The organism is Rhodovulum sp. 12E13, assembly GCF_003340565.1.
In the GTDB taxonomy this organism is placed as follows: Bacteria; Pseudomonadota; Alphaproteobacteria; order Rhodobacterales; family Rhodobacteraceae; genus HLUCCA09.
Map to the genome: position 1 here is coordinate 1 of NZ_QPLK01000013.1, position 20,571 is coordinate 20,571.

A 20,571-nucleotide genomic window follows, 5' to 3' on the forward strand; every position below is an offset into this window, starting at 1 on the left:
ACCGGCTGTAGCGTTTCACCCATGGCGTGCTCCGAGGGCTGCTGTCGGACTTGGTGTAGCAACTTGATTCTACAGAGCTTTCGCGGGCACGCCAGCCATTACCCCCGATTTCGATGAATAAGGCGGGTTGAAAGTGAACTCTCACACCATGGAGCGACAGACTTCATCGCCTCAAGCGAGTATCTTTATGGCCACCTCGATGGCGAGCGCGATGCTATAGCACGCCTTCATCGCGATCTCACCTCAGTTTTCGGCACTGTCAAGATCATAGTCTATTTTCGCAACCAGATTGATTTCGTAAAGAGCTATTACGCCCAAAGCGTGAAGGGTCCGGACAGGTCGACTACCTCTTTCCATGATTTCGTGCAGAATCTTGACGCGATCAGGGCCCCAATACACTATGCAAACGAGCTGAGTTTATGGGGAGAGGCGTTTGGCTGGGACAACATTGATGCTGCGGTGTTCGACCGACAGAACTTTCACAACGGCAGCCTGATCGAAGATTTCTGCATCCGAGCCGCGATCACCTACGATGCAGCGCGGCTAACGGTGTCGACAACGGAAGCCAACACCTCACCAAGTTACGGATACCTTGCGGCTTTACGCAACATCAACCGTTTTCGGCTCGGAGGTGGCAGGCGCAGACGCATGGCAGAGCGGGCGATCCAAGCCATTGTTCCGAATCTCGAATTCCCAAAGCGTTACGATGCCTTGGTGCTCTCGAAGGTCTCGGATGGAAACAGGTGGTTGAACGACACCTTCTTTTCCGACCTGCCAGTCAAACTACCGGTTGCTGACTGATGGGAGCCGACCCTGCAACGCCCTCACCCCCAGCTCCCCCTCTTCCCGCGCCCTTATCGCGTGGGCGGCCGCGTGGGAGGCGGCGAGGGTGGTGAAGTAGGGGATGCGGTCGTAGAGGGCGACCTCGCGCATCGAGCGGGAATCCTCGACCGCCTGGCTGCCCTCGGTGGTGTTCATCACCAGGTCGATCCGGCCATCCTTCATCATGTCGACGATGTTCGGCCGGCCCTCGTAGACCTTGTTCACCACCTCCGCCGAGACACCGTGGCCCGCGAGGTAGTCGGCCGTGCCGCGCGTCGCCACGATCTCGAAGCCGAGGGAGACGAGCGTCTGCGCCGTGTCGACCAGCACCTCGGTCTTGTCGTCGTCCTTGATCGAGAGGAACACGCGGCCCCCCGTCGGCAGGTCGGAGCCCGCGCCGATCTGCGCCTTCAGGAACGCGCGGTGGAAATTGGCGTCCGACCCCATCACCTCGCCGGTCGAGCGCATCTCGGGGCCGAGCAGCGTATCGACGCCGGGGAAGCGGGCGAAGGGCAGCACCGCCTCCTTCACCGCGAAGCCCTCGATCCGGGGCGATTTCAGCTCGAACGATCCCAGCCTTTCCCCCGCCATCAGCCGCGCGGCGATCGAGGCGATGGGCGAGTCGACGGCCTTGGCGACGAAGGGCACGGTGCGCGAGGCGCGCGGGTTCACCTCGATCAGGTAGACATCGGGGCCGTCGGGGCCGTCCTTGACCGCGAACTGCACGTTCATCAGGCCCACGACGCCCAGCTCGCGCGCCAGCGCGTGGGTCTGCCGCTCGATCTCCGCCACCACCTCGGCCGGCAGCGAATACGGCGGCAGCGAGCAGGCGCTGTCGCCCGAATGCACGCCCGCCTCCTCGATATGCTGCATGATGCCGGCGACGTGCACCGCCTCGCCGTCGCACAGCGCGTCGACATCGACCTCGACCGCGCCCGCCAGGTAGCTGTCGAGCAGCACCGGGCTGTCGCCCGACACCACCACCGCGTCGCGGATGTACCGCTCCAGCGCGGGGCGGTCGCGCACGATCTCCATCGCCCGGCCGCCCAGCACGTAGGAAGGGCGGATCACCAACGGAAAGCCGATGCTCTCGGCCAGCTCCAGCGCGGCGGCGTCGGACGAGGCGATGGCGTTGACCGGCTGCTTCAGCCCCAGCTTGTCGACCAGCGCCTGGAACCGCTCGCGGTCCTCGGCGCGGTCGATGGCGTCGGGCGTGGTGCCGAGAATGGGGATGCCCTCGGCCTCGAGCGCGCGAGCGAGCTTGAGCGGCGTCTGGCCGCCGAACTGCACGATGACGCCGGCCAGCGTGCCCGCCTCCTGCTCGACGCGCAGGATCTCCATCACGTGCTCGAAGGTCAACGGCTCGAAATAGAGCCGGTCGGAGGTGTCGTAGTCGGTCGAGACGGTCTCGGGGTTGCAGTTGACCATGATCGTCTCGAAGCCCGCCTCGGTCAGCGCGAAGCAGGCATGGCAGCAGCAATAGTCGAACTCGATGCCCTGCCCGATCCGGTTGGGGCCGCCGCCGAGGATGACCACCTTGTTGGCCTGCGTCGGGCGGCTTTCGCATTCCACCTCGCCCATCGCGGGCGCCTCGTAGGTGGAATACATGTAGGGCGTCTGCGCCTCGAACTCGGCGGCGCAGGTGTCGATCCGCTTAAACACGGCCGTCACGCCCAGGTTCTGCCGGGCGCGGCGCACCTGCCCCTCGTCGCGGCCGGTCAGGTGCGCGAGGCGCGCGTCGGTGAAGCCCATCATCTTGATGCGCCTGAGCCCCTCGGCGCTCATCGGCAGCCCGTCGAGGCGGATCGCGGCCTCCTCCTCGACGATCTCGCGGATGCGGCCGAGGAACCACGGGTCGTAGGCGGTGGCCGCCTGGATCTCGTCGTCCGACAGGCCGTGCCGCATCGCCTGCGCGATGACCCGGATGCGATCGGGGTGGCGGGCCGAGAGCGCCTTGGTGATGGCCGCCGCATCGGGCGCGCCCTCGATCTCGACCTCGTCGAAGCCGGTCAGGCCCGTCTCCATCGAGGCGAGCGCCTTCTGGAGCGACTCGTGGATGGTGCGGCCGATGGCCATGGCCTCGCCGACCGACTTCATGGCGGTCGTCAGCTCGGGCTTCGCGCCGGGGAACTTCTCGAAGGCGAAGCGGGGGATCTTGGTGACGACGTAGTCGATGGTCGGCTCGAACGAGGCCGGCGTGACGCGCGTGATGTCGTTGTCGAGCTCGTCGAGCGTGTAGCCGACCGCCAGCTTCGCGGCGATCTTGGCGATGGGAAAGCCGGTGGCCTTCGACGCCAGCGCCGAGGAGCGCGACACGCGCGGGTTCATCTCGATCACGACCATGCGGCCGTCCTCGGGGTTGATCGCCCACTGGACGTTCGAGCCCCCGGTCTCGACCCCGATCTCGCGCAGCACGGCGATCGAGCCGTTGCGCATCATCTGGTATTCCTTGTCGGTCAGCGTCAGCGCCGGGGCGACGGTGATCGAGTCGCCCGTGTGCACGCCCATCGGGTCGACGTTCTCGATGGAGCAGACGATGATGGCGTTGTCGGCGCGGTCGCGCACGACCTCCATCTCGTATTCCTTCCAGCCCAGCAGCGACTCGTCGATCAGGATCTGGCCCACGGGGCTTGCCTCGAGCCCCCGCCGGCAGATCTCGAGATAGTCGTCGCGATTGTAGGCGATGCCGCCCCCCGTGCCGCCGAGCGTGTAGGCGGGGCGGATGATGGCGGGCAGGCCCACATCCTCGAGCGCCGCCTTGCACTGCTCGATGTCGGTGGCGATGGTGGCGCGCGGGTTCTCCAGCCCGATCCTGTCCATCGCCTCGCGGAACAGCGCCCGGTCCTCGGCCATCTCGATGGCGGCCCGGTTGGCGCCGATCATCTGCACGCCGAACTTCTCGAGCACCCCCATCTCTTCGAGCTTGAGCGAGGTGTTCAGCCCCGTCTGCCCGCCCATCGTGGGCAGCAGCGCGTCGGGGCGCTCGGCCTCGATGATCTTCGCCACGATCTCGGGCGTGATCGGCTCGATATAGGTGGCGTCGGCCAGCCCCGGATCGGTCATGATCGTGGCGGGGTTCGAGTTGACGAGGATGACGCGATAGCCCTCTTCGCGCAGCGCCTTGCAGGCCTGCGCGCCGGAATAGTCGAACTCGCAGGCCTGCCCGATGATGATGGGCCCCGCCCCGATGATCATGATGGAGTGGATGTCGGTCCGCTTCGGCATGAGTCCCCCGGGGCCTGGTGGCTGCGCGCAAATCGACCGGCGTTATACGGAAGGCCGGGCCGGGCGCAAGCGGCGGCCGCCCGGTGCGCCGCCGGTCAGCCTTCGCCGAACAGGTCCGCCGGGTAGGTCACGCCCTCCAGATACAAGCCGTGCGGCGGGCATACAGGGCCGCAGGCGGCGCGGTCGCGCGCCTCGAGCGCACGGCCCACATCGGCCGGCGCCCAGGCCCCTGCCCCCACCCGCTCCAGCGTGCCGACGAAACTGCGCACCTGGCTATGCAGGAACGACCGCGCGCGCACGTGGAAGCGTATTTCGGGCCCCTCCGCCGTCTCGACCCGCTCGATCTCGAGCGCGTCGAGCGTGCGCACGGGGCTGTCGGCCTGGCACTCGGAGGCGCGGAAGGTGGTGAAGTCGTGCCGGCCCACGAGGTGCGCGGCGCCGTCGCGCATCGCGTCGAGATCGAGCGGGCGGGGGACGTGCCAGACCTTGCCGCGCGAGAGCGCGGGCGGCGCGCGTCGGTTGAGCAGGCGGAACAGGTAGCGCCGCTCCGTGGCCGAGAATCGCGCGTGCCAGTCCTCCGGCGCGTGCGTCGCGGCGCGGATCGCCACAGGCGCGGGCCTCAGGTGGTGGTTCAGTGCCTCCGACAGGCGGAACGGGTCCCACGCGCGGGCGAGATCGGCCTGCGCCACCTGCCCCAGCGCGTGCACGCCCGCATCCGTCCGCCCCGCCGCGGCGACCGCGGGCACCCCGTGCTCGAGCCGCGCGAGCGCGGCTTCGAGCGCGCCCTGCACGGTCGGCTGGTCGGCCTGGCGCTGCCAGCCGGCGAAGGGGCCGCCGTCATACTCGACGAGAAGGGCGTAGCGGGGCACGGGCGGGCCTCGGGGCTGTTGCGGATCGCGGCCGGTCCTGCCGTGCCTGCGCGCACGCCGCAAGGCCCGGCAAGCAGCCGCCATCCGGCCCGTTCTGCGCAATCGGCGCTTGAGACGGCGCGCCTGCGCGCCCAGATTGGGGTCAGGCCGCCCCCTCCCCGCGGCCGAAGGGAGACACACCATGCCCCTCGACCGCTTCGTGCTGATCGTCGTGATCGCCCTCGCCGGCGCCGGCCTCTCCGTTCTGCTCGGCGCGCTCGCCCTTTCCGCCGGTCACCTGCCGGGGCTCGGCCTCGCCGTGGCGGTGCCGCTGGCGCTCGTCGCCTATCTGCTGGTGCGGGTGATCGCCGACCGGGCGCGCAGCGACGAGGGCGGCCGCTACGACAGCCCGCCCCGCTGATGCTCCTGGTCACGACCCAGGGCGTGCCGGGCCGCGAGGTGGCCGAGAGCCTGGGCCTCGTGAAGGGATCGACGGTGCGCGCCAAGCATGTCGGCTCCGACGTCGTCGCCGCCTTCCGCAACCTCGTGGGCGGAGAGGTCAAGGAATACGCGGCGCTCCTTGCCGGCGCCCGCGAACAGGCGCTCGACCGCATGGGCGAGCAGGCGCGCGCGCTGGGCGCCGACGCGGTCGTGGCCGTGCGGCTCGAGACCTCGACGATCCAGGCCGCCGCGGCCGAGATCGTGGCCTACGGCACCGCCGTCCGCCTGAAATGACCGAAGCGCCCCCGGATGACGCGCTGCCCGACGACGCCACGCTCACCGAGGCGGGCAAGCCGGCCGAGGGGGCGGGCCGGGTGCTGGTGGTGGCCTGCGGGGCGCTCGCGCGCGAGATCGTCGCCCTGCGCGACCTCAACGGCTGGCAGCACGTCGATCTCGCTTGCCTGCCCGCCATCCTGCACAACCATCCCGAGCGCATCGCGCCCGCGGTCGACGAGGCGGTGACGGCGCATCGCGACGCTTATTCCCGCATCTTCGTGGCCTATGCCGATTGCGGAACGGGGGGCGACCTGGCCGAGACCTGCGCGCGCCTCGGCGTCGAGATGATCGCGGGCCCCCATTGCTACGCCTTCTTCGAGGGGCTGGAGCGGTTCGCCGCGCATGACGACGAGATCGCGGCCTTCTACCTGACCGACTTTCTCGCCCGGCAGTTCGAGGCCTTCGTCTGGCGACCTCTCGGCCTCGACCGGCACCCCGAGCTTCTGCCCATGTATTTCGGCCATTACGAGCGACTGGTCTACCTCGCCCAGACCGACGACCCGGCGCTCGACGCGGCTGCCCGCGACGCCGCCGCCCGCCTCGGCCTGACCTACGAGCGCCGGCCGACCGGCTACGGCGATCTCGCGCCGGCACTGGCGCGCGCCGCGCACGAGGGCTGAGGGCCGAGGGTCGAGGCCTCGGCGTAGGGGGGCTCGGAGTGGGGGGGCTCGGAGTCGGGGGCTCGGAGTCGGGGGCTCGGAGTCGGGGGCTCGGAGTGGGGCCCGGGGCGCTCAGGCCTCGAGCTCGGCGTCCCAGTAAAGGAAATCGAGCCAGCTCTCGTGCAGGTGGTTGGGCGGGAACTTTCGGCCCATGTTGCGCAGCTCTTCCGCACCGGGGCGGCGCGGCGGCTTGCGCAGCGACAGGCCCGCCTGCCGGAGCGAGCGAGAGCCCTTGCGCAGGTTGCACGTGGCGCAGGCGGCGACGACGTTCTCCCAGCTGGTGACGCCGCCCCGGGCGCGGGGCACCACGTGGTCGAAGGTCAGGTCGCCCTTCGCGCCGCAATACTGGCAGGCGAACTCGTCCCTCAGAAAAAGATTGAAGCGCGTGAAGGCCACGCGCTTCTGGGGTTTGACGAACTCCTTGAGCACAACGACCGAAGGGATGCGTATCTCGGTGGAGGGGGAGCGCACCACCTCGTCGTATTCGGCGACGATCTGCACCCTGTCGAGCCACGCCGCCTTGATCGCTTCCTGCCACGGCCAGAGCGACAGGGGGTAGTAGGAGAGGGGGCGGTAATCGGCGTTGAGGACAAGCGCCGGATGGTGCCTCAGACTGTTGGGGTCGCGGACGAACTGCGTCCTGAAATCTCCACTCATCGCCTGTCCATCGCCTCCGCCGCGCGCTGCGTCCTCTCCGTCTCTCGCCTTCCCGGGCGCCGTCGCCCCGACTCACTATATATGGCGTTCGTCATCCGGCAAGCCCCGCTAGATGCGGTGCCATACCGAGGGGTAGCGTGAGCGCGTGACAGCGGTGTGACGCTGTGGACAAGCCTGTGGACGCGGGGCGGCACGGCCGTCGCCCGAAGACCCACGTGCCGCCCCGGCTCACGACGCGCCGGGCGCCCGGGGGCAGCGGCCTCGAAACCTAGTCGATGTAGTCGCCCGGGTCGACCGCCTCGACGCCCTGCCGGACCTCGAAGTGCAGGAATGGCGGCTCGCCCTCCCGCACCCGCGCGATCGTCTGCCCGCGCGAGACGGAGTCGCCCCGCGCCACGGTCAGGTCGTCGACGCCCGCATAGACCGTCAGCAGCCCCTGCGCGTGACGGACAACGACGATGGGAACGCCCTCGGTATCGCGGGTGATCGCGGCGACGGTCCCGGCATCGGCGGCGCGCACCGGGGTGCCGGCATCGGCGGCGATGTCGATGCCCTCGTTCCGGCCCGGGGCGAAATCGCGGATGATGGGGCCCGAGACCGGCATCAGGAACGGCGCGTCGCCGCCCGAGGCCGCGGTGCGATCCTCGGCGAGGTTGGGCGAGTCGGGCACGTCGACGCCGGGGGCCTCGGGGTCGTCGGCGGCGGCAGCGGGGGGCGTGTCCTCGGGGAGCGGCGCGGCCGCCGAGGGCGGCGTGGGCGTGGGCGAGCCGGTGCCGGGCGCGGTGGTCGGCGCGGCGGCGGCGGTGCGCTCGGTGGTGGCCGAGGCCGGCGGGATCAGCAGGTACTGCCCCTGCCGCAACGTGTAATCCGAATCGAGCCCGTTCCACTCGGCAAGGGCCGCGACGGGCACGTTGTAGCGGCGCGCGATGGTGAAGGCCGTCTCGCCCTGCGCCACGCGGTGGCGGCGCGGTTCGGTGCCGGTCTGCGGCGTGGCGCGCGGCGCGGGCTCGGAGCGCAAGATCGGCCCCTCGGCCCGCTCGATCGCCGCGCCCGCCAGCGACGCCACGTCGACCTCGCCCGGCGGGCGGATCGGCCCCGTCGCGGGCGCTCCGGTCGCAGGCGAGGGCTCGGCCACGCGGCGGGGCAGCGCCAGCACCTCGCCGGGGTTGAGCGGCGCGGCGGCGGGCGCCCCGTTGAAGCGGGCGAGCTCGTCGGCGGGCAGGCCGATGCGGGCGGCCACGTCGGCCACCGTGTCGCCGCGCCGCGCCACCGCCACCTGGTAGCCGGGATAGGAGATGATGCCTCGGCTGTCGGGCGCGGGGCGGCTCTCGACCGCGGTCAGCGCCGCCTGGCTCGTGTCGAGGCCCGAACGGCCGAGATCGCGCATGTCGAGGTCGAGATCGGCGCAGGCCCCGAGCAGGCCAAGCGAAGCGATACCGAGAGCGAGGCGTGTGCGGACCGCCGCTCCGGGCCGTGCGGGCAACGCTGCCGCGCTCGCTCGCGCGGGGTGGGGGATCGGGGCTCGGGTCATCGCCTGCTCTCCTCGATCGCGGCGCCCTCTTGTCACCGGGGCGTCCGGCCGCTTCTCTCGCTCCGGCGCAGCCCGCGCTCGCGGCCCGACGCCCGTCACTCCCGCCCGAGCCCCTCGACCAGCGGCACGAAGCGCACCGGCAGAAGCTCGTCGTACTCGTAGCCCGTCTCGGAGCGCCGCACGCGGATCAGCTGCTGCACCGTGTCGGACTGGCCTACCGGCACGACCATGATACCCCCCACGCGCAACTGGGCCAAGAGGGGGCCGGGCGGGTCCTCCGCCGCGGCGGTCACGAGAATGCGGTCGAAGGGCGCCTGCTCGGGCAGGCCATGGCTGCCGTCGCCCGCCAGGGTGATGATGTTGGTCAGGCCGAGCGCGTCGAAGACCTCCTGCGCCGCCTGGACCAGCCGCTTGTAGCGATCGATCGTGTAGACGCGGCGGGCGAGCTGGGCCAGCACGGCGGCCTGGTAGCCCGAGCCGGTGCCGACCTCGAGAACCTTGTCGCGCGGCCCCACCTCCAGCGCCTGGGTCATCAGCCCGACGACCGAGGGCTGGCTGATCGTCTGGCCGTGGGCGATGGGCAGCGGCGTGTCGTCGTAGGCGCGGTCGGCGAAGAGGCCGGTCACGAAGCGGCCCCGGTCGATCCGCTCCATCGCCGTCAGCACCCGCGCGTCGGTCACCCCGTGCGAGCGGAGGGCGAAGAGAAACCGCATCTTGCGCTCGGCGAGCGCGCCCGGATCGGATGCACCGTCGATCCCGTCATCATCGCCAGTCATCGCGGCTGCTCTCCCCTGCCCCGCGCCCCTCTCATTCGAGCGCGTCGCGCAGCCCCTCGATCCGGTCGTGCGCGGTCAGGTCGGCGCGCATCGGCGTGATCGAGATGTAGCCCTCGAGATTGGCGTGCGCGTCGGTGCCGGGCGCCGAGGGCGCGTCCTGCCGGCCGCCCACCGCCCAGAGAAAGCGCCGCCCCGACGGCGAGACGAGCGGCTCGACCGAAAACGACGTGCCCTGCCGCACGCCCTGCGGCACGACGCGGCGGCCCATCACCCGGCCGGCCGGCAGGGGCGGGAAATTGACGTTGTAGAAGGTGCGGTAGCCCCGCTCCTCGCCCCAGTCGCCGTGCGCGAGCAGGTCGCGCACCACCGCGGCGCCGTGGGCGCCGGCCGCCTCGAACGGGTCGTCGAGGCCGGCGATCGCGGGGCCGAAGTATTGCGACAGAGCGATGGCGCGCAGTCCCTGCAGGGCGGCCTCCATCGCGCCGCCGAGCGTGCCGGAATAGAGCACGTTCTCGGCCGAGTTGTTGCCGCGGTTCACGCCCGAGAGCACCAGGTCGGGCGGGCTGTCGCGCAAGACGTCGTGCAGGCCCGCCAGCACGCAATCGGCCGGCGCCCCCTCGGCGGCGTAGCGGCGCGGCCCCATCTCGGCGATCATCGTCGGGTGGGTGTAGCTGATCTTGTGACCGACGCCCGACTGCTCGAAGGCGGGCGCGACCGTCCAGACCTCGCCCCCCTCTCCGGCGATCTCGTGGGCGATCCGGTCGAGCACCTTCAGCCCGCGTGCCGCGATCCCGTCGTCGTTGGTGATGAGAATGCGCATGCCACCCCTGCCCCATCGCCGTGACGCCCGCCCGGCCTTCGGCCGTCTGCCTAGACGAGCGGGCGGGCGATGTGAAGCGGCCGCCGGCCCGTCGCGCGAAAGACCGAGGGGCGCAACGACCGGGCCGGCGCACGGCTCGCGCCCAGAGGGTCGCGGCTCCGCCCCGCAACGCCCTCTTGCGCGATCTGTCCGCGGCGACCGGCGGCTTCCCGGGCACGGATGCGTCCGGGTGGCCCGACGCGAGCCCGGACCGGTGCGCAGAGCGGCACGCCGTTGCGGCCGAGCCTCAGCGCCGGGCGGTGAACGCAGCGAGCCGCTCGAGCCCCTCGGCGATGTCGGCGGTCGATGCGGCGTAGGACAGACGCAGCATCCGCCCCCCGCGCGCCGGGTCGAAGTCGAGCCCCGGGGTGACCGCCACGCCCGCCTCGTCGAGGATTTCGGCCGCGAGCGCCCGCGCGTCGGTGCCCTCGCGCAGCACGTGGCCGACATCGGCATAGACGTAGAACGCCCCGTCGGGCGGCGCGAAATGCCCCAGCCCGGCCGCGGGCAGCCCCTCGGCCATCAGCCGCCGGTTCTCGGTATAGACCGCGCGGTTGGCCTCGAGCTCCTCGGTGCAGTCCATCGCCGCGAGGGCGGCGATCTGGCTCGCATGCGGCGGGCAGATGAAGAGGTTCTGCGCCAGCCGCTCGTAGCGGCGGATCTCGCTTTCGGGCACCACCAGCCAGCCCACGCGCCAGCCGGTCATCGAGAAGTATTTCGAGAACGAGTTGACCACCACCACGTCGTCGGACACCTGCAGCGCCGACACGGCGGGCCGCTCGTAGTGCAGGCCGTGATAGATCTCGTCCGACACGAAGGCGGCGCCGATCTCCTGCGCGCGTTCGACCAGCGCCGCCAGCGCCGCGCGGTCGAGCATCGTGCCGGAGGGGTTGGCAGGCGAGGCGACGATCAGGCCGGCGAGCCCCTCGGGCACGTCGCCCGGCACCGGCTGGAAGCGATTGGCCTCGGCGGTCTCGATCCCCACCGGCTCGAGCGAGAGGGCGGTCAGGATGTGGCGGTAGCTGGGATAGCCCGGCAGGCCGAGCCCCACCCGCTCGCCCGCCTCGAACAGCGCGGTGAAGGCAAGGATGAAGGCGCCCGAGGCGCCCGGCGTGATGACCACGCGGTCGGGGTTCAGCTCGACCCCGTACCACTCGGCATAGAGCCGGGCGATCCGTTGCCGGAGCGCGGGCATACCCAGCGCCACGGTATAGCCGAGCGGCGCCGCCTCCATCGCGCGGGCGAGCGCGGCGCGGGCGCCGGCGGGCGCGGGCGTGCCGGGCTGGCCGACCTCCATGTGGATCACGCGGTGGCCGGCTGCTTCGCGCAACCGCGCGGCCTCCATCACGTCCATCACGATGAAGGGATCGACCTCGCTCCGGCTTGATGCCCGCATGCTCCGCTCCGTAAGCTGGCGCGCGAGACGGCGTCGCGCCCCGCTTCGGGGACGGGCGCTACCGAGGCGGCGGGGGGCAGTCAATGGCGCGAGGCAGGCACGCGACAGGCATCCTGCGGGCGGTCGCGGCCGCGATCCTCACGCTTGCGCTCGCCCTGCCGGCCGCCGCGCAGACCCTTCTGCGCGACGCCGAGCTGGAGCGCGCGATGCGCGAGCTCGCCCAGCCGGTGATCGCCGCCGCCGGCCTCTCGCCCGCCACCCTGCGGATCCTGCTGATCGAGAGCGACGCGCCGAACGCGCTGGTGGCCGACAGCTCCACCATCCTGATCACGTCGGGCCTGGTCCTGCGGATGGACCGGCCCGAGATGCTGCAGTCGGTGATCGCGCACGAGGTCGCCCATCTCGCCAACGGCCACCTTGCGCGTCGCATGGGCAACATGAAGGCCGCGCGCAACGCCGCGCTGGTGGGCCTCGCCGCCGCGGCTGCGGTGGCGCGCGATAGCCCGGCCGCCGCCGCCGGCGTCGCCGCGGGCACGTCGAGCGCGGCCATGCGCCGCTTCTTCGGCCATACGCGCGCCGAGGAGGCCGCGGCCGACCAGGCGGGCATGCGCTATCTCGCCCGCGTCGGGGTCGATCCCGGCGCGATGGCCGAGGTGCTCGAGATCTTCGCGGGGCAGGAGGCGCTGTCGGGCAGCCGGCAGGACCCCTACATGCGCACCCACCCGCTTTCGCGCGACCGGCTGCGCGCGGCCCGCGGCGTCGCCGCCGCCCTGTCGGTCACCGGCACGCCCGACCCCGCCGCCGCCTACTGGTTTGCCCGGTCGCGCGCCAAACTCTCGGCCTACCTGCGCAACCCGTCCTGGACGCTGCGCCGGATCGACCGGAGCGACACGTCCGACGCCGCGCTCGTCGCCCGCGCGGTCGCCCACAGCCAGCAGGCCGACGGCGCCTCGGCGCTCGCCGCCGCCGACGCGCTGGTGGCCAGGCGGCCAGGCGACCCCTACGCGCACGAGCTGCGCGCCTGGGTACTGTTCGAGGCGCGCAGCTTCGAGGCGGCGGCGGCCGCCTATGCCCGCGCGGCCGAGCTCGCGCCGGGCGAGCCACTGATCCGTGCCGGCTACGGCCGGGCGCTTCTGGCCACCGGCGCCGACGCCCGCGCGCTCGAAGTGCTGCAGAGCGCCCGCGCCCGCGACCCGCGAAACCCCGCCCTCCTGCGCGACCTGGCGCTCGCGCAGGCGCGCACCGGGCAGACCGGGGCCGCCGCGCTGTCGACCGCCGAGCGCTACGCGCTGGCCGGCCGCTTGAAGGACGCCGCCATCCATGCCAAGCGCGCGGAGGGGCTTCTGCCCCGCGGCTCGGAACGCTGGCGCCGTGCGCAGGACATCCTGATCGCCGCAGAGACCGACGACTGAAAGGAACCGCCATCATGCCCGCCCGCCGCCCGATCGCCACCGCTCTCGCCGCGCCGCTGCTCGCCCTGGCGCTCGCCCTGCCCGCCCCGGCGCAGGGCCTCGATCTCGGCTCCATGACCGACGACGAGCGCGCGGCCTTCCGCGCCGAGGTGCGGGCCTACCTGCTCGAGAACCCCGAAGTGCTGATGGAGGCCATCGCGGTGCTCGAGGAACGGGAGGCAGAGGCTCAGGTCGCGGCCGATGCCGAGATGATCGCCGCCCGCGCCGACGCCCTCTTCGAGGATGCCGACAGCTGGACGGGCGGCAACCCCGAGGGCGACATCACGATCGTCGAATTCATCGACTACCGCTGCGGCTATTGCCGGCGTGCCTTTCCCGAGGTGCAGGAACTGGTCGCGTCTGACGGCGACATCCGCCTGGTCGTCAAGGAGTTTCCGATCCTCGGCGAGCAGTCGGTTCTCGCCTCGCGCTTTGCCATCGCCACGCGGATGGTGGCGGGCGACGACGCCTACAAGCAGGTTCACGACGCGCTCATCACCCTGCGCGGCGACATGAACGAGCTGTCGCTGGAGCTGATGGGAGAGGAGCTCGGCCTGCCCGTGGAGGAGATCGTCGGGATGATGGGCGACGAGGCGGTCACTGAGGTCATCCGCGCCAACCACGCCCTCGCCGAGGATCTCGGCATTTCGGGCACGCCGACCTACGTCCTGGGCGACCGCATGGTGCGGGGCTACGTGCCGCTCGAGGGCATGCGCGCGCTGGTCGCGGAAGAGCGCGCCGAGGGCTGAGGCGCGCCGCCCGCACCCGCGGCAGGGCCCGCCGCGGGCCGTGCCTCAGTGGGCCGTGACGACCGGCGCATCTCCGAGCATTCGCACATGCGCCCCGGTCTCGGCGTTGTAGGCTGCCGCCGCGTCGGCGAGAAAATGCATCTGCACCCGGCGCAGCTCGTCGGCCGTGCGGCACCGAAGCAGGCGGTGTTGGGTTCGCGGATCGCGCGCGATCCGGCCGGCTACGAACTCGGCAAAATCCCTGCCGTCCATGCCGACGCACTCGCGGAAATCCGGAGCGAGCCAGCCGAGCGGCCCCAGCCCCGCATCCTGCATCCGCTGCAGCGCGACGCAGCCCGACCTCAAGCGCGGCGCGCCCGTTTTCTGGATGACGCGTGTCGTCATGCCCTCCTCCCGAGACACCATGACCCCCGTCCGCGTAGCCTCATCATAAAGCATCCGCGCCGCCGCGTCATCCACCGCGGGCTCGCCTTTCCGTAGGGTCACTCCGCGGGTTCGGTCTGGCTTTCCTCCGCAGCCTCGACGGCGCGCTGCGACTCGATCTCCTCGGCCTTCTTCTCGACCTGCTCGACGATGTGGTCGATCATCTGGTCGTTGGACATCTTGTGGCTCTGCTTGCCAGCCAGATAGACCATGCCGGAGCCTGCGCCGCCCCCGGTGAAGCCCACGTCGGTCAGCAGCGCCTCGCCCGGCCCGTTCACCACGCAGCCGATGATCGACAGGCTCATCGGCGTCTTGATGTGCTCGAGCCGCTTCTCCAGCGCCTCGACCGTCTTGATCACGTCGAAGCCCTGCCGCGCGCAGGACGGGCACGAGATGATGTTGACGCCCCGGTGACGCAGACCCAGCGCCTTGAGGATCTCGAAGCCGACCTTGACCTCTTCCACCGGGTCGGCGGAGAGCGACACGCGCATCGTGTCGCCGATGCCCATCCACAGCAGCTGGCCGAGGCCAATGGCCGACTTGATCGTGCCGCTCGTCAGGCCGCCCGCCTCGGTGATGCCGAGGTGGATGGGGCAGTCGGTCGCTTCGGCGATGGCCATGTAGGCAGCCGAGGCGAGGAACACGTCAGAGGCCTTGGCCGAGATCTTGAACTCGTGAAAGTCGTTGTCCTGCAGGATCTTGATGTGCTCGAGGCCGGATTCCACCATCGCGTCGGGGCATGGCTCGCCGTATTTCTCCAGCAGGTGCCGCTCGAGCGAGCCCGCGTTCACCCCGATGCGGATCGAGCAGCCGTGGTCCTTCGCGGCGCGGATCACCTCCTTCACGCGGGTCTCGTCGCCGATGTTGCCCGGGTTGATCCGCAGGCAGGCCGCGCCCGCCTCGGCGGCCTCGATGCCGCGCTTGTAGTGGAAATGGATGTCGGCGACGATCGGCACCGGGCTTTCGCGCACGATCTCCTTCAGGGCGCGGCTCGAATCCTGGTCGGGCACAGAGACGCGCACGATGTCGGCGCCGGCCTCGGCGCAGCGCTGCACCTGCTCGATCGTGGCACGCACGTCGGTGGTGGGCGTGTTGGTCATCGTCTGCACGCTGATCGGCGCGTCGCCGCCGACCTTGACCGGGCCGACGGAGATCTGGCGGCAGGGGCGGCGATCGATGTTGCGCCACGGGCGGACGGGATTGTGCGACATGTCGGGGCCTTCGCGGGTTTGATGACGAGTCGGTCGGAAGGATAGGCCCGCCGCCCCCGCGGGACAACGCGACAGCGGCGCCCGGGACCCGGCGTCGCCGCCGTAGGCCGGCCTAGTCGGTCGGCGCAGTGTCGGACAGGGGGCCCGGCCCGGCGGCCTCGCCCAGCGCGGCCTCGGCCACGGCGACCGCCTCGCGCGCATCGGCCGAGGCGGCAGGGTCGGCCAGCGCGAATTGTTGCGTGAGCACATCGCCGGTGAGCGCGATCTGGTCGACGACCGCGCCGTTGCCGCCGGCGGGGCCGTAGGTCTGCCCATTGACGGCGAAGTAGACGGCGCCGGCCGCACCGGTGCGCAGGGTGGGCGGCGCCTCGGTCGCGGGCACTTCCCACGAATCGCCGGGTTCGAGGATGCGCTCGAGCAGCACCGTGCCGTCTGCCGCCCGCACCCGCACCCAGGCAGGCCGCACGGCGACGAGCAGCACCTCGGGGATGTCGGCGGTCACGCGCGGCGTCTGCGGCTCGGCCGGCGCCCCCTCGCCGCTGCCAAGGCCGGTGGCCTCGGCAACGGCGGCGGCAATGGCGTCCTGCTGCGAGGCACCCGACGCCGGCTCCTCGGCGATCGCGGTCGTGGCAAGCGGGTCGGGGCGAGACGGCGACAGGCCGGGCGAGGCGGGCACGCCCGCACTGGCCAGCGCGCCCGTCGCGCGCGGATCGAGTGCGGCGATCGGGCCATCGCGCGGCACCATCACGGGCACGTCGAGCGCCTCGGGGCGATAAAGCCGGTCGAGCGCATCGGGGCGGCCGGGGGTCACGCCCGACTGCGCGGGCGCCTCGTCGCCGGCGTCGAAGCGCACGCTTTCCAGCGGATCGACCTGCGCGATGGCCTCGGGCGCCTCGTCGACGGGAGACACGGTGACGCGCTGCACCTCCTTGATCACCGACCAGCCGCCGAAGCCGATCCCGCCGATCAGGGCAAGAAGCACCAGCGTCGAGCCGATCGCCCGCGGCTCGATCGACGACAGCGGGCTGCGCTCGACCGGCGCGAAGGAGACGCGGGGCTGCACGATCGGGTCGCGCTCGCCCTCGACCGCGCGCGCGGGCTTTCTGAAGACGGGGCCGGTGACCTGCCCCTTCCCCTTGCCGCCGCTCCTGACCGGCGCCGACTTCTCGATGCCGGCAACGGGGGCAAAACCCGATTCGGCACAGAAGGTCTCGAACGTCCATTCCGGGTCGAGACCCAGATAGCGCGCATAGGATCTGACGTATCCCGCTATGAAGCCGGTCGTCTCGAAGGCCGCGATGTCGGCATTCTCGATGGCGGCGATGTAGGTGGCCTTGATCTTGAGCTCGCGCTGCACGTCGAGCAGCGACTTGCCCATCGTGGCCCGCTCGCCGCGCATGACATCGCCGATGCGCAGGTCGAAATCATCGAACCCGCGCGGTTCGGGTGCATGCCCTTCGGAGGGCGGCTGCCGCCACCCGATCATCTGCCCGGCCTCTCGTGCGTCACGCTCTCGTCCCCAACGGGCGGCGATTCGATGACTCACCGCTCCTTGAGATCAGGTTAGCACGAGCGTGACGTCGTTGCACCCTCGTGAGCGTCAACCCGCCATGTCTTGGCGGTTGAGCGCGCAATGTGCCCAAAGACCGTCCATGGCGCGCACCAAACGGTCGATCATCTGCGGCGTATGGACGGGCGAGGGCGTGAAGCGCAGCCGCTCCGTTCCGCGCGGAACGGTGGGGAAGTTGATCGGCTGGCAATAGATGCCGTGATCCTCGAGCAGCATGTCCGAGATCGCCTTGCAGTGCACCGGGTCGCCCACGATCACCGGCACGATGTGGCTGCCATGGTCGATGATCGGCAGGCCCAGCGCGATCAGACGATCCTTCAGCACGCGCGCGTGCTCCTGCTGCTTGTCTCGCCGCGCCTGATCGGTCTTGAGGTGCCGCACCGACGCTGCCGCACCGGCAGCCACCGCCGGCGGCAGCGATGTGGTGAAGATGAAGCCCGGCGCGTAGGAGCGGATCGCGTCGCACATCTTTGCCGAGGCGGCGATGTAGCCGCCCATCACGCCGTAGGCCTTGGCGAGCGTGCCGTTGATGATGTCGATCCGGTGCATCAGCCGGTCGCGCTCGGCTACCCCGGCGCCGCGGGGGCCGTACATGCCCACCGCATGCACCTCGTCGATGTAGGTCAGCGCACCGAACTCGTCGGCGAGGTCGCAGATCTCGGCGATGGGGCCGAAATCGCCGTCCATCGAATAGATCGATTCGAAGGCGATCAGCTTGGGCGCGTCAGGGTCGTCGGCCTCGAGCAGCTCGCGCAGATGCGCCACGTCGTTGTGACGGAAGATCCGCTTGGCGCCACCGTTGCGGCGCACCCCCTCGATCATCGAGGCGTGGTTGAGCGCGTCGGAATAGATGATTAGCCCCGGCAGCAGCTTCGGCAGGGTCGAGAGCGTGGCGTCGTTGGCGATGTAGGCCGAGGTGAACAGCAGCGCGGCCTCCTTCTGGTGGAGGTCGGCGAGCTCGGCCTCGAGCCGCTTGTGCCAGATCGTGGTGCCCGATATGTTGCGCGTGCCGCCCGAGCCGGCGCCCGTCGCCTCGAGCGCCTCGTGCATCGCGGCAAGCACCACCGGGTGCTGGCCCATGCCGAGATAATCGTTGCCGCACCAGACCGTGATCTCGCTCTCGTCGCCGTCGGACTTGCGCCAGACCGCGTGGGGGAACTGCCCCTTGCGCCGCTCGATGTCGATGAAGGTGCGGTAGCGCCCCTCCTCGTGGAGACGGTCGATCGCCGCGTCGATGGCGGTGTCGTAACGGGCCTTGTCGGCGCGGGCGTTAAGGCCGTGTCGGGGGGGGTCTGGCACGAGTTGGGGCACGTGGAAACTACCTCGGTCCTGTTGTGGGCGTCCGGAGCTTCGCAGCCCCTCCGGCGCTGATCGCACACCTATTCTGCAGAGTGCGCTTTGACATGGCGCAAGTTTTCGCCAGACATGCACGTACCCGGATACGTGCCCTCCTGCCAACCCGGCCGGATCCCTGCGGCGCTACTCTCCGTCGCTGCGCGAGATAGGGGCGCGTCACTGGTCGGCCACCACGATGCGGCAATCCTGCGCGCCCTGTTCGGCGGCCTTGGCGTTGCAGCTCGCGAGCGCGCGCGTGCCGTCGCCGCGGGCGAAGCCGAAGGCGCCCGTGGCCGGCGAGATCGCCAGCGCCTTCGGGCTGTCCAGACGACCGAAGTCACCGCGCAGCGCGTCCGTGGCCGCCTTCGACAGCGTGAGTCGACCGCCCTGGTAGCGGCGCGGAAGCACCTGCGCCACGACGACGCAATCCGGCCCCGACGTGCGCTGTGCATTGCAGGCCGCCAGCGCGGCGCGGGTCGCCGCTTCCGGCGAATGGAAGTTGACGATCGCGCCGCCCGCGGGCGTGGCCGCCGGGTCGCCCGGCGACATGACCAGAGCGGCGTAATAGGGGTAGTCTGCGAGTTCGCGCTCGATCTGCTGGCGCACCTCGCTGGTGATCCAGGGCAGGTCGGCCACGCGCACATCCGTGCCGCGGGGCGGCGCGACCTGGTCGCGGGCCTGCCGCTCGGACAGTGTCTGGGCCCCGGCCGCGAGCGGCGCGGCGATGCAGGCGGCGGCGAGCGCGAGGGCGGCGGCGAGCTGGCGGCGGGGCATTGCGTCTCCTTGGTGTCGTGCGGCGGGCCTGAGGCGGTTCTAGCGTGGCTGCCTGCCGCGGGCCAGTGCGAGAGGACACGGCGGGCGCGACACGCGGGGCGAGACACGGCGGGGCGAGACACGGCGGGGCGAGACACGGCGGGGCGAGACACGGCGGGGCGAGACACGGCGGGGAGAAGCACGGCGGACGGGCCAGCACGCGGCGCACGACCCATGCGGTTGCGGCCGACCCCGGCGCAGGCCCTGCCGCGCGCGCCCCTCTGGAAGCGGCGCCCGCCCCCCACTAGGCTGCCGCCAACCGAGGGAGGAACCACACGATGACGCTCCGGGTCGTGGCGAGCGAGGCCGCCGTGGCACTCGATCTCTGGCTCTGGCCGCTCGAGGTGCCGCCCGAACGCCGCGCCGCGCTCGCCGCCCATCTCGACGCGCCCGAGCTGGCCCGTGCCAAGGGCTATCACCGCGACTCCGACCGGGCCGCCTTCGAGGTCGCACGCGGCAGGATGCGCGAGATTCTCGGCGGCTATCTCGGCTGCGCCCCCCGCGCCGTGCCGCTGCTCACCGGCCCGCACGGGCGGCCGTTGCTGGGGACGGGCGCGGGCGGGCGCGGCCCGGCCTTCAACCTCGCCCATGCGGGCGGCTGGGCTGCGCTGGTCACCGGCCCGCACCGCCTCGCGCTCGGCATCGACATCGAGCCCTGGCGCGAGGTCGAGCCGGAGGTGGCCGCGCGCTTCTTCTCGCCGGCAGAGCAGGCGGAGCTCGCCGCCCTGCCCCCCGATCAATGGCGCGCTGGCTTCTTCAACGCGTGGGTACGCAAGGAGGCCCTGCTCAAGGCCCTGGGGGCCGGGCTCATGCGCCCGCTCGACAGCTTCGACGTGACGTTGACGCCCGCCGCGCCCGCCCGCGTCACGCGCCTCTCGGGGGCGGTGGCCGCGCGCTGGCAGCTCTACCCGCTCGAGCTGCGCCGCGATTTTCCCGGCTGCATCGCCCTGCGCCATGCCGGCCCCGTGGCGCTGACCGTCCGAGAGGGGGTTCTGCCCCTGCCCGCCTGAGCCCCGCCCCGGCGAATGCACGACCGCCGCAGGTCATCAGAAGGCACGGGCATTGCGCCGACGCCGCGTCCGCCTGCCTGTGGCTGGTCCCGCGTCATGGCGCGGAGGGAGGCGGCCGCAGACCCTGGCACCGACGCCGGGCGGGAAGGTTGCCCGGGCGACCGCTCGCCCCACCCCACGGCGCGGGCGGCGAAGACGGAAGCGGGGGCCAGCCCCCGCACCCCCGGCGTATTTCGAACAGAAAGAATCCGGTGCGGGGGCGGTTTGCCCGGACCGGCCCGGAGGCTGGGCTGGGCTGGGCTGGGCTGGGCTGGGCTGGGCTGCGCGGCGCGGGACCGCGGCTTCCCCCTTGACAGGGTGCCGGCGGGCGGAGGGCAGAGAACGGCACGGGACCGCGAACCGACGCGACGCACCCACGGCGGCAGGCCCAACGCGGCGGGCCCAACGCGGCGGGCCCAA

Annotated in this window: 19 protein-coding genes; 7 read left to right on the plus strand and 12 right to left on the minus strand. The window is 71.5% G+C overall.

The genetic code is table 11. From position 1 onward, the window contains the following. The first annotated feature begins 363 nt into the window (after positions 1-363). Positions 364-801: a hypothetical protein gene (locus DLJ49_RS21450; RefSeq protein ID WP_147277306.1), complete on the plus strand. Its 438-nt coding sequence runs from the start codon at positions 364-366 to the stop codon at positions 799-801. Here DLJ49_RS21450 and carB read toward each other — a convergent pair. Both carB and truA read right to left on the minus strand, forming a co-directional pair. After that, complete coding sequence (gene carB / locus DLJ49_RS12335; protein WP_115393861.1) at positions 784-4,047, minus strand: carbamoyl-phosphate synthase large subunit; 3,264 nt, start codon at positions 4,045-4,047, stop codon at positions 784-786. The two genes, DLJ49_RS21450 and carB, sit on opposite strands and share 18 nt — an antisense overlap. 95 nt (positions 4,048-4,142) lie before the next feature. Beyond that, positions 4,143-4,916 (minus strand): tRNA pseudouridine(38-40) synthase TruA, encoded by a 774-nt coding sequence (truA, locus tag DLJ49_RS12340; protein ID WP_115393862.1) that lies wholly within the window; start codon positions 4,914-4,916, stop codon positions 4,143-4,145. 181 nt (positions 4,917-5,097) lie between these two features. On the opposite strand from truA, the gene DLJ49_RS12345 reads away from it, so the two are divergent. The 3 genes from DLJ49_RS12345 to DLJ49_RS12355 are packed head-to-tail and all read left to right on the plus strand — an operon-like array spanning position 5,098 to position 6,292. Further along, on the plus strand, positions 5,098-5,316 hold the full coding sequence (locus DLJ49_RS12345) for a hypothetical protein (protein ID WP_115393863.1): 219 nt from the start codon (positions 5,098-5,100) through the stop codon (positions 5,314-5,316). Then, the gene (locus tag DLJ49_RS12350; protein WP_115393864.1) at positions 5,316-5,630 is read left to right on the plus strand and encodes a YbjQ family protein; all 315 of its coding nucleotides are present in this window, start codon (positions 5,316-5,318) and stop codon (positions 5,628-5,630) included. The genes DLJ49_RS12345 and DLJ49_RS12350 overlap by 1 nt, the downstream gene beginning before the upstream one ends. Next, entirely contained in the window at positions 5,627-6,292 is a 666-nt protein-coding gene (locus DLJ49_RS12355) for a DUF1638 domain-containing protein (protein ID WP_115393865.1), read from the plus strand. Before DLJ49_RS12350 ends, DLJ49_RS12355 begins: the two co-directional genes overlap by 4 nt. Before the next feature lie 111 nt (positions 6,293-6,403). On the opposite strand, the gene DLJ49_RS12360 is transcribed toward DLJ49_RS12355, so the two are convergent. The 5 genes from DLJ49_RS12360 to DLJ49_RS12380 all read right to left on the minus strand — a co-directional run bounded on the left by DLJ49_RS12360 (position 6,404) and on the right by DLJ49_RS12380 (position 11,550). Continuing rightward, entirely contained in the window at positions 6,404-6,988 is a 585-nt protein-coding gene (locus DLJ49_RS12360) for an HNH endonuclease (RefSeq protein ID WP_115393866.1), read from the minus strand. Positions 6,989-7,256: 268 nt separating this feature from the next. Then, a complete protein-coding gene (locus tag DLJ49_RS12365) occupies positions 7,257-8,519 on the minus strand; it encodes a peptidoglycan DD-metalloendopeptidase family protein (RefSeq protein WP_115393867.1) in 1,263 nt (420 codons plus the stop codon). 95 nt (positions 8,520-8,614) lie between these two features. Further along, positions 8,615-9,295: a protein-L-isoaspartate(D-aspartate) O-methyltransferase gene (locus DLJ49_RS12370; RefSeq protein WP_115393868.1), complete on the minus strand. Its 681-nt coding sequence runs from the start codon at positions 9,293-9,295 to the stop codon at positions 8,615-8,617. A 31-nt stretch (positions 9,296-9,326) separates the two neighbouring features. Then, positions 9,327-10,115, minus strand: coding sequence for a 5'/3'-nucleotidase SurE (gene surE, locus DLJ49_RS12375; protein ID WP_115393869.1), 789 nt, complete (start codon positions 10,113-10,115; stop codon positions 9,327-9,329). A gap of 286 nt (positions 10,116-10,401) precedes the next feature. Continuing rightward, positions 10,402-11,550 carry a pyridoxal phosphate-dependent aminotransferase gene (locus DLJ49_RS12380; protein WP_115393870.1) on the minus strand — a complete coding sequence of 383 codons (1,149 nt, stop codon included), beginning with the start codon at positions 11,548-11,550 and terminating at the stop codon, positions 10,402-10,404. An 83-nt stretch (positions 11,551-11,633) separates the two neighbouring features. Here DLJ49_RS12380 and DLJ49_RS12385 point away from each other — a divergent pair, with 83 nt between their 5' ends. Together DLJ49_RS12385 and DLJ49_RS12390 are read left to right on the plus strand one after the other, a co-directional pair. Next, positions 11,634-12,962 (plus strand): M48 family metalloprotease, encoded by a 1,329-nt coding sequence (locus DLJ49_RS12385; RefSeq protein WP_115393871.1) that lies wholly within the window; start codon positions 11,634-11,636, stop codon positions 12,960-12,962. Between the two features lie 14 nt (positions 12,963-12,976). Next, a complete protein-coding gene (locus DLJ49_RS12390; protein WP_115393872.1) occupies positions 12,977-13,750 on the plus strand; it encodes a DsbA family protein in 774 nt (257 codons plus the stop codon). Between the two features lie 45 nt (positions 13,751-13,795). Here the strand turns inward: DLJ49_RS12390 and DLJ49_RS12395 are convergent, their stop codons facing one another. From DLJ49_RS12395 to DLJ49_RS12415, 5 genes are all read right to left on the minus strand, one after another. Next, entirely contained in the window at positions 13,796-14,209 is a 414-nt protein-coding gene (locus DLJ49_RS12395) for a hypothetical protein (protein ID WP_147277307.1), read from the minus strand. A gap of 23 nt (positions 14,210-14,232) precedes the next feature. Further along, entirely contained in the window at positions 14,233-15,384 is a 1,152-nt protein-coding gene (gene ispG / locus DLJ49_RS12400; RefSeq protein WP_115393874.1) for a flavodoxin-dependent (E)-4-hydroxy-3-methylbut-2-enyl-diphosphate synthase, read from the minus strand. A gap of 112 nt (positions 15,385-15,496) precedes the next feature. Further along, positions 15,497-16,870, minus strand: a complete 1,374-nt coding sequence (locus DLJ49_RS12405; RefSeq protein ID WP_115393875.1) for a helix-turn-helix domain-containing protein — start codon at positions 16,868-16,870, stop codon at positions 15,497-15,499. Between the two features lie 114 nt (positions 16,871-16,984). After that, on the minus strand, positions 16,985-18,253 hold the full coding sequence (gene hemA / locus DLJ49_RS12410) for a 5-aminolevulinate synthase (RefSeq protein WP_199533365.1): 1,269 nt from the start codon (positions 18,251-18,253) through the stop codon (positions 16,985-16,987). A gap of 213 nt (positions 18,254-18,466) precedes the next feature. Further along, complete coding sequence (locus tag DLJ49_RS12415; RefSeq protein ID WP_115393876.1) at positions 18,467-19,063, minus strand: hypothetical protein; 597 nt, start codon at positions 19,061-19,063, stop codon at positions 18,467-18,469. A 317-nt stretch (positions 19,064-19,380) separates the two neighbouring features. Here DLJ49_RS12415 and DLJ49_RS12425 point away from each other — a divergent pair, with 317 nt between their 5' ends. Beyond that, entirely contained in the window at positions 19,381-20,112 is a 732-nt protein-coding gene (locus DLJ49_RS12425) for a 4'-phosphopantetheinyl transferase family protein (RefSeq protein WP_115393877.1), read from the plus strand. Positions 20,113-20,571 lie beyond the last annotated feature (459 nt).

Excerpts from the sequence above, each read along its gene's own strand:
- carB (WP_115393861.1), bottom strand. The coding sequence starts at position 4,047 with ATGCCGAAGCGGACCGACATCCACTCCATCATGATCATCGGGGCGGGG.
- DLJ49_RS12345 (WP_115393863.1), top strand. The coding sequence starts at position 5,098 with ATGCCCCTCGACCGCTTCGTGCTGATCGTCGTGATCGCCCTCGCCGGC.
- DLJ49_RS12350 (WP_115393864.1), top strand. The coding sequence starts at position 5,316 with ATGCTCCTGGTCACGACCCAGGGCGTGCCGGGCCGCGAGGTGGCCGAG.
- DLJ49_RS12355 (WP_115393865.1), top strand. The coding sequence starts at position 5,627 with ATGACCGAAGCGCCCCCGGATGACGCGCTGCCCGACGACGCCACGCTC.
- DLJ49_RS12360 (WP_115393866.1), bottom strand. The coding sequence starts at position 6,988 with ATGAGTGGAGATTTCAGGACGCAGTTCGTCCGCGACCCCAACAGTCTG.
- DLJ49_RS12365 (WP_115393867.1), bottom strand. The coding sequence starts at position 8,519 with ATGACCCGAGCCCCGATCCCCCACCCCGCGCGAGCGAGCGCGGCAGCG.
- DLJ49_RS12370 (WP_115393868.1), bottom strand. The coding sequence starts at position 9,295 with ATGACTGGCGATGATGACGGGATCGACGGTGCATCCGATCCGGGCGCG.
- surE (WP_115393869.1), bottom strand. The coding sequence starts at position 10,115 with ATGCGCATTCTCATCACCAACGACGACGGGATCGCGGCACGCGGGCTG.
- DLJ49_RS12380 (WP_115393870.1), bottom strand. The coding sequence starts at position 11,550 with ATGCGGGCATCAAGCCGGAGCGAGGTCGATCCCTTCATCGTGATGGAC.
- DLJ49_RS12385 (WP_115393871.1), top strand. The coding sequence starts at position 11,634 with ATGGCGCGAGGCAGGCACGCGACAGGCATCCTGCGGGCGGTCGCGGCC.
- DLJ49_RS12390 (WP_115393872.1), top strand. The coding sequence starts at position 12,977 with ATGCCCGCCCGCCGCCCGATCGCCACCGCTCTCGCCGCGCCGCTGCTC.
- ispG (WP_115393874.1), bottom strand. The coding sequence starts at position 15,384 with ATGTCGCACAATCCCGTCCGCCCGTGGCGCAACATCGATCGCCGCCCC.
- DLJ49_RS12405 (WP_115393875.1), bottom strand. The coding sequence starts at position 16,870 with ATGATCGGGTGGCGGCAGCCGCCCTCCGAAGGGCATGCACCCGAACCG.
- DLJ49_RS12415 (WP_115393876.1), bottom strand. The coding sequence starts at position 19,063 with ATGCCCCGCCGCCAGCTCGCCGCCGCCCTCGCGCTCGCCGCCGCCTGC.
- DLJ49_RS12425 (WP_115393877.1), top strand. The coding sequence starts at position 19,381 with ATGACGCTCCGGGTCGTGGCGAGCGAGGCCGCCGTGGCACTCGATCTC.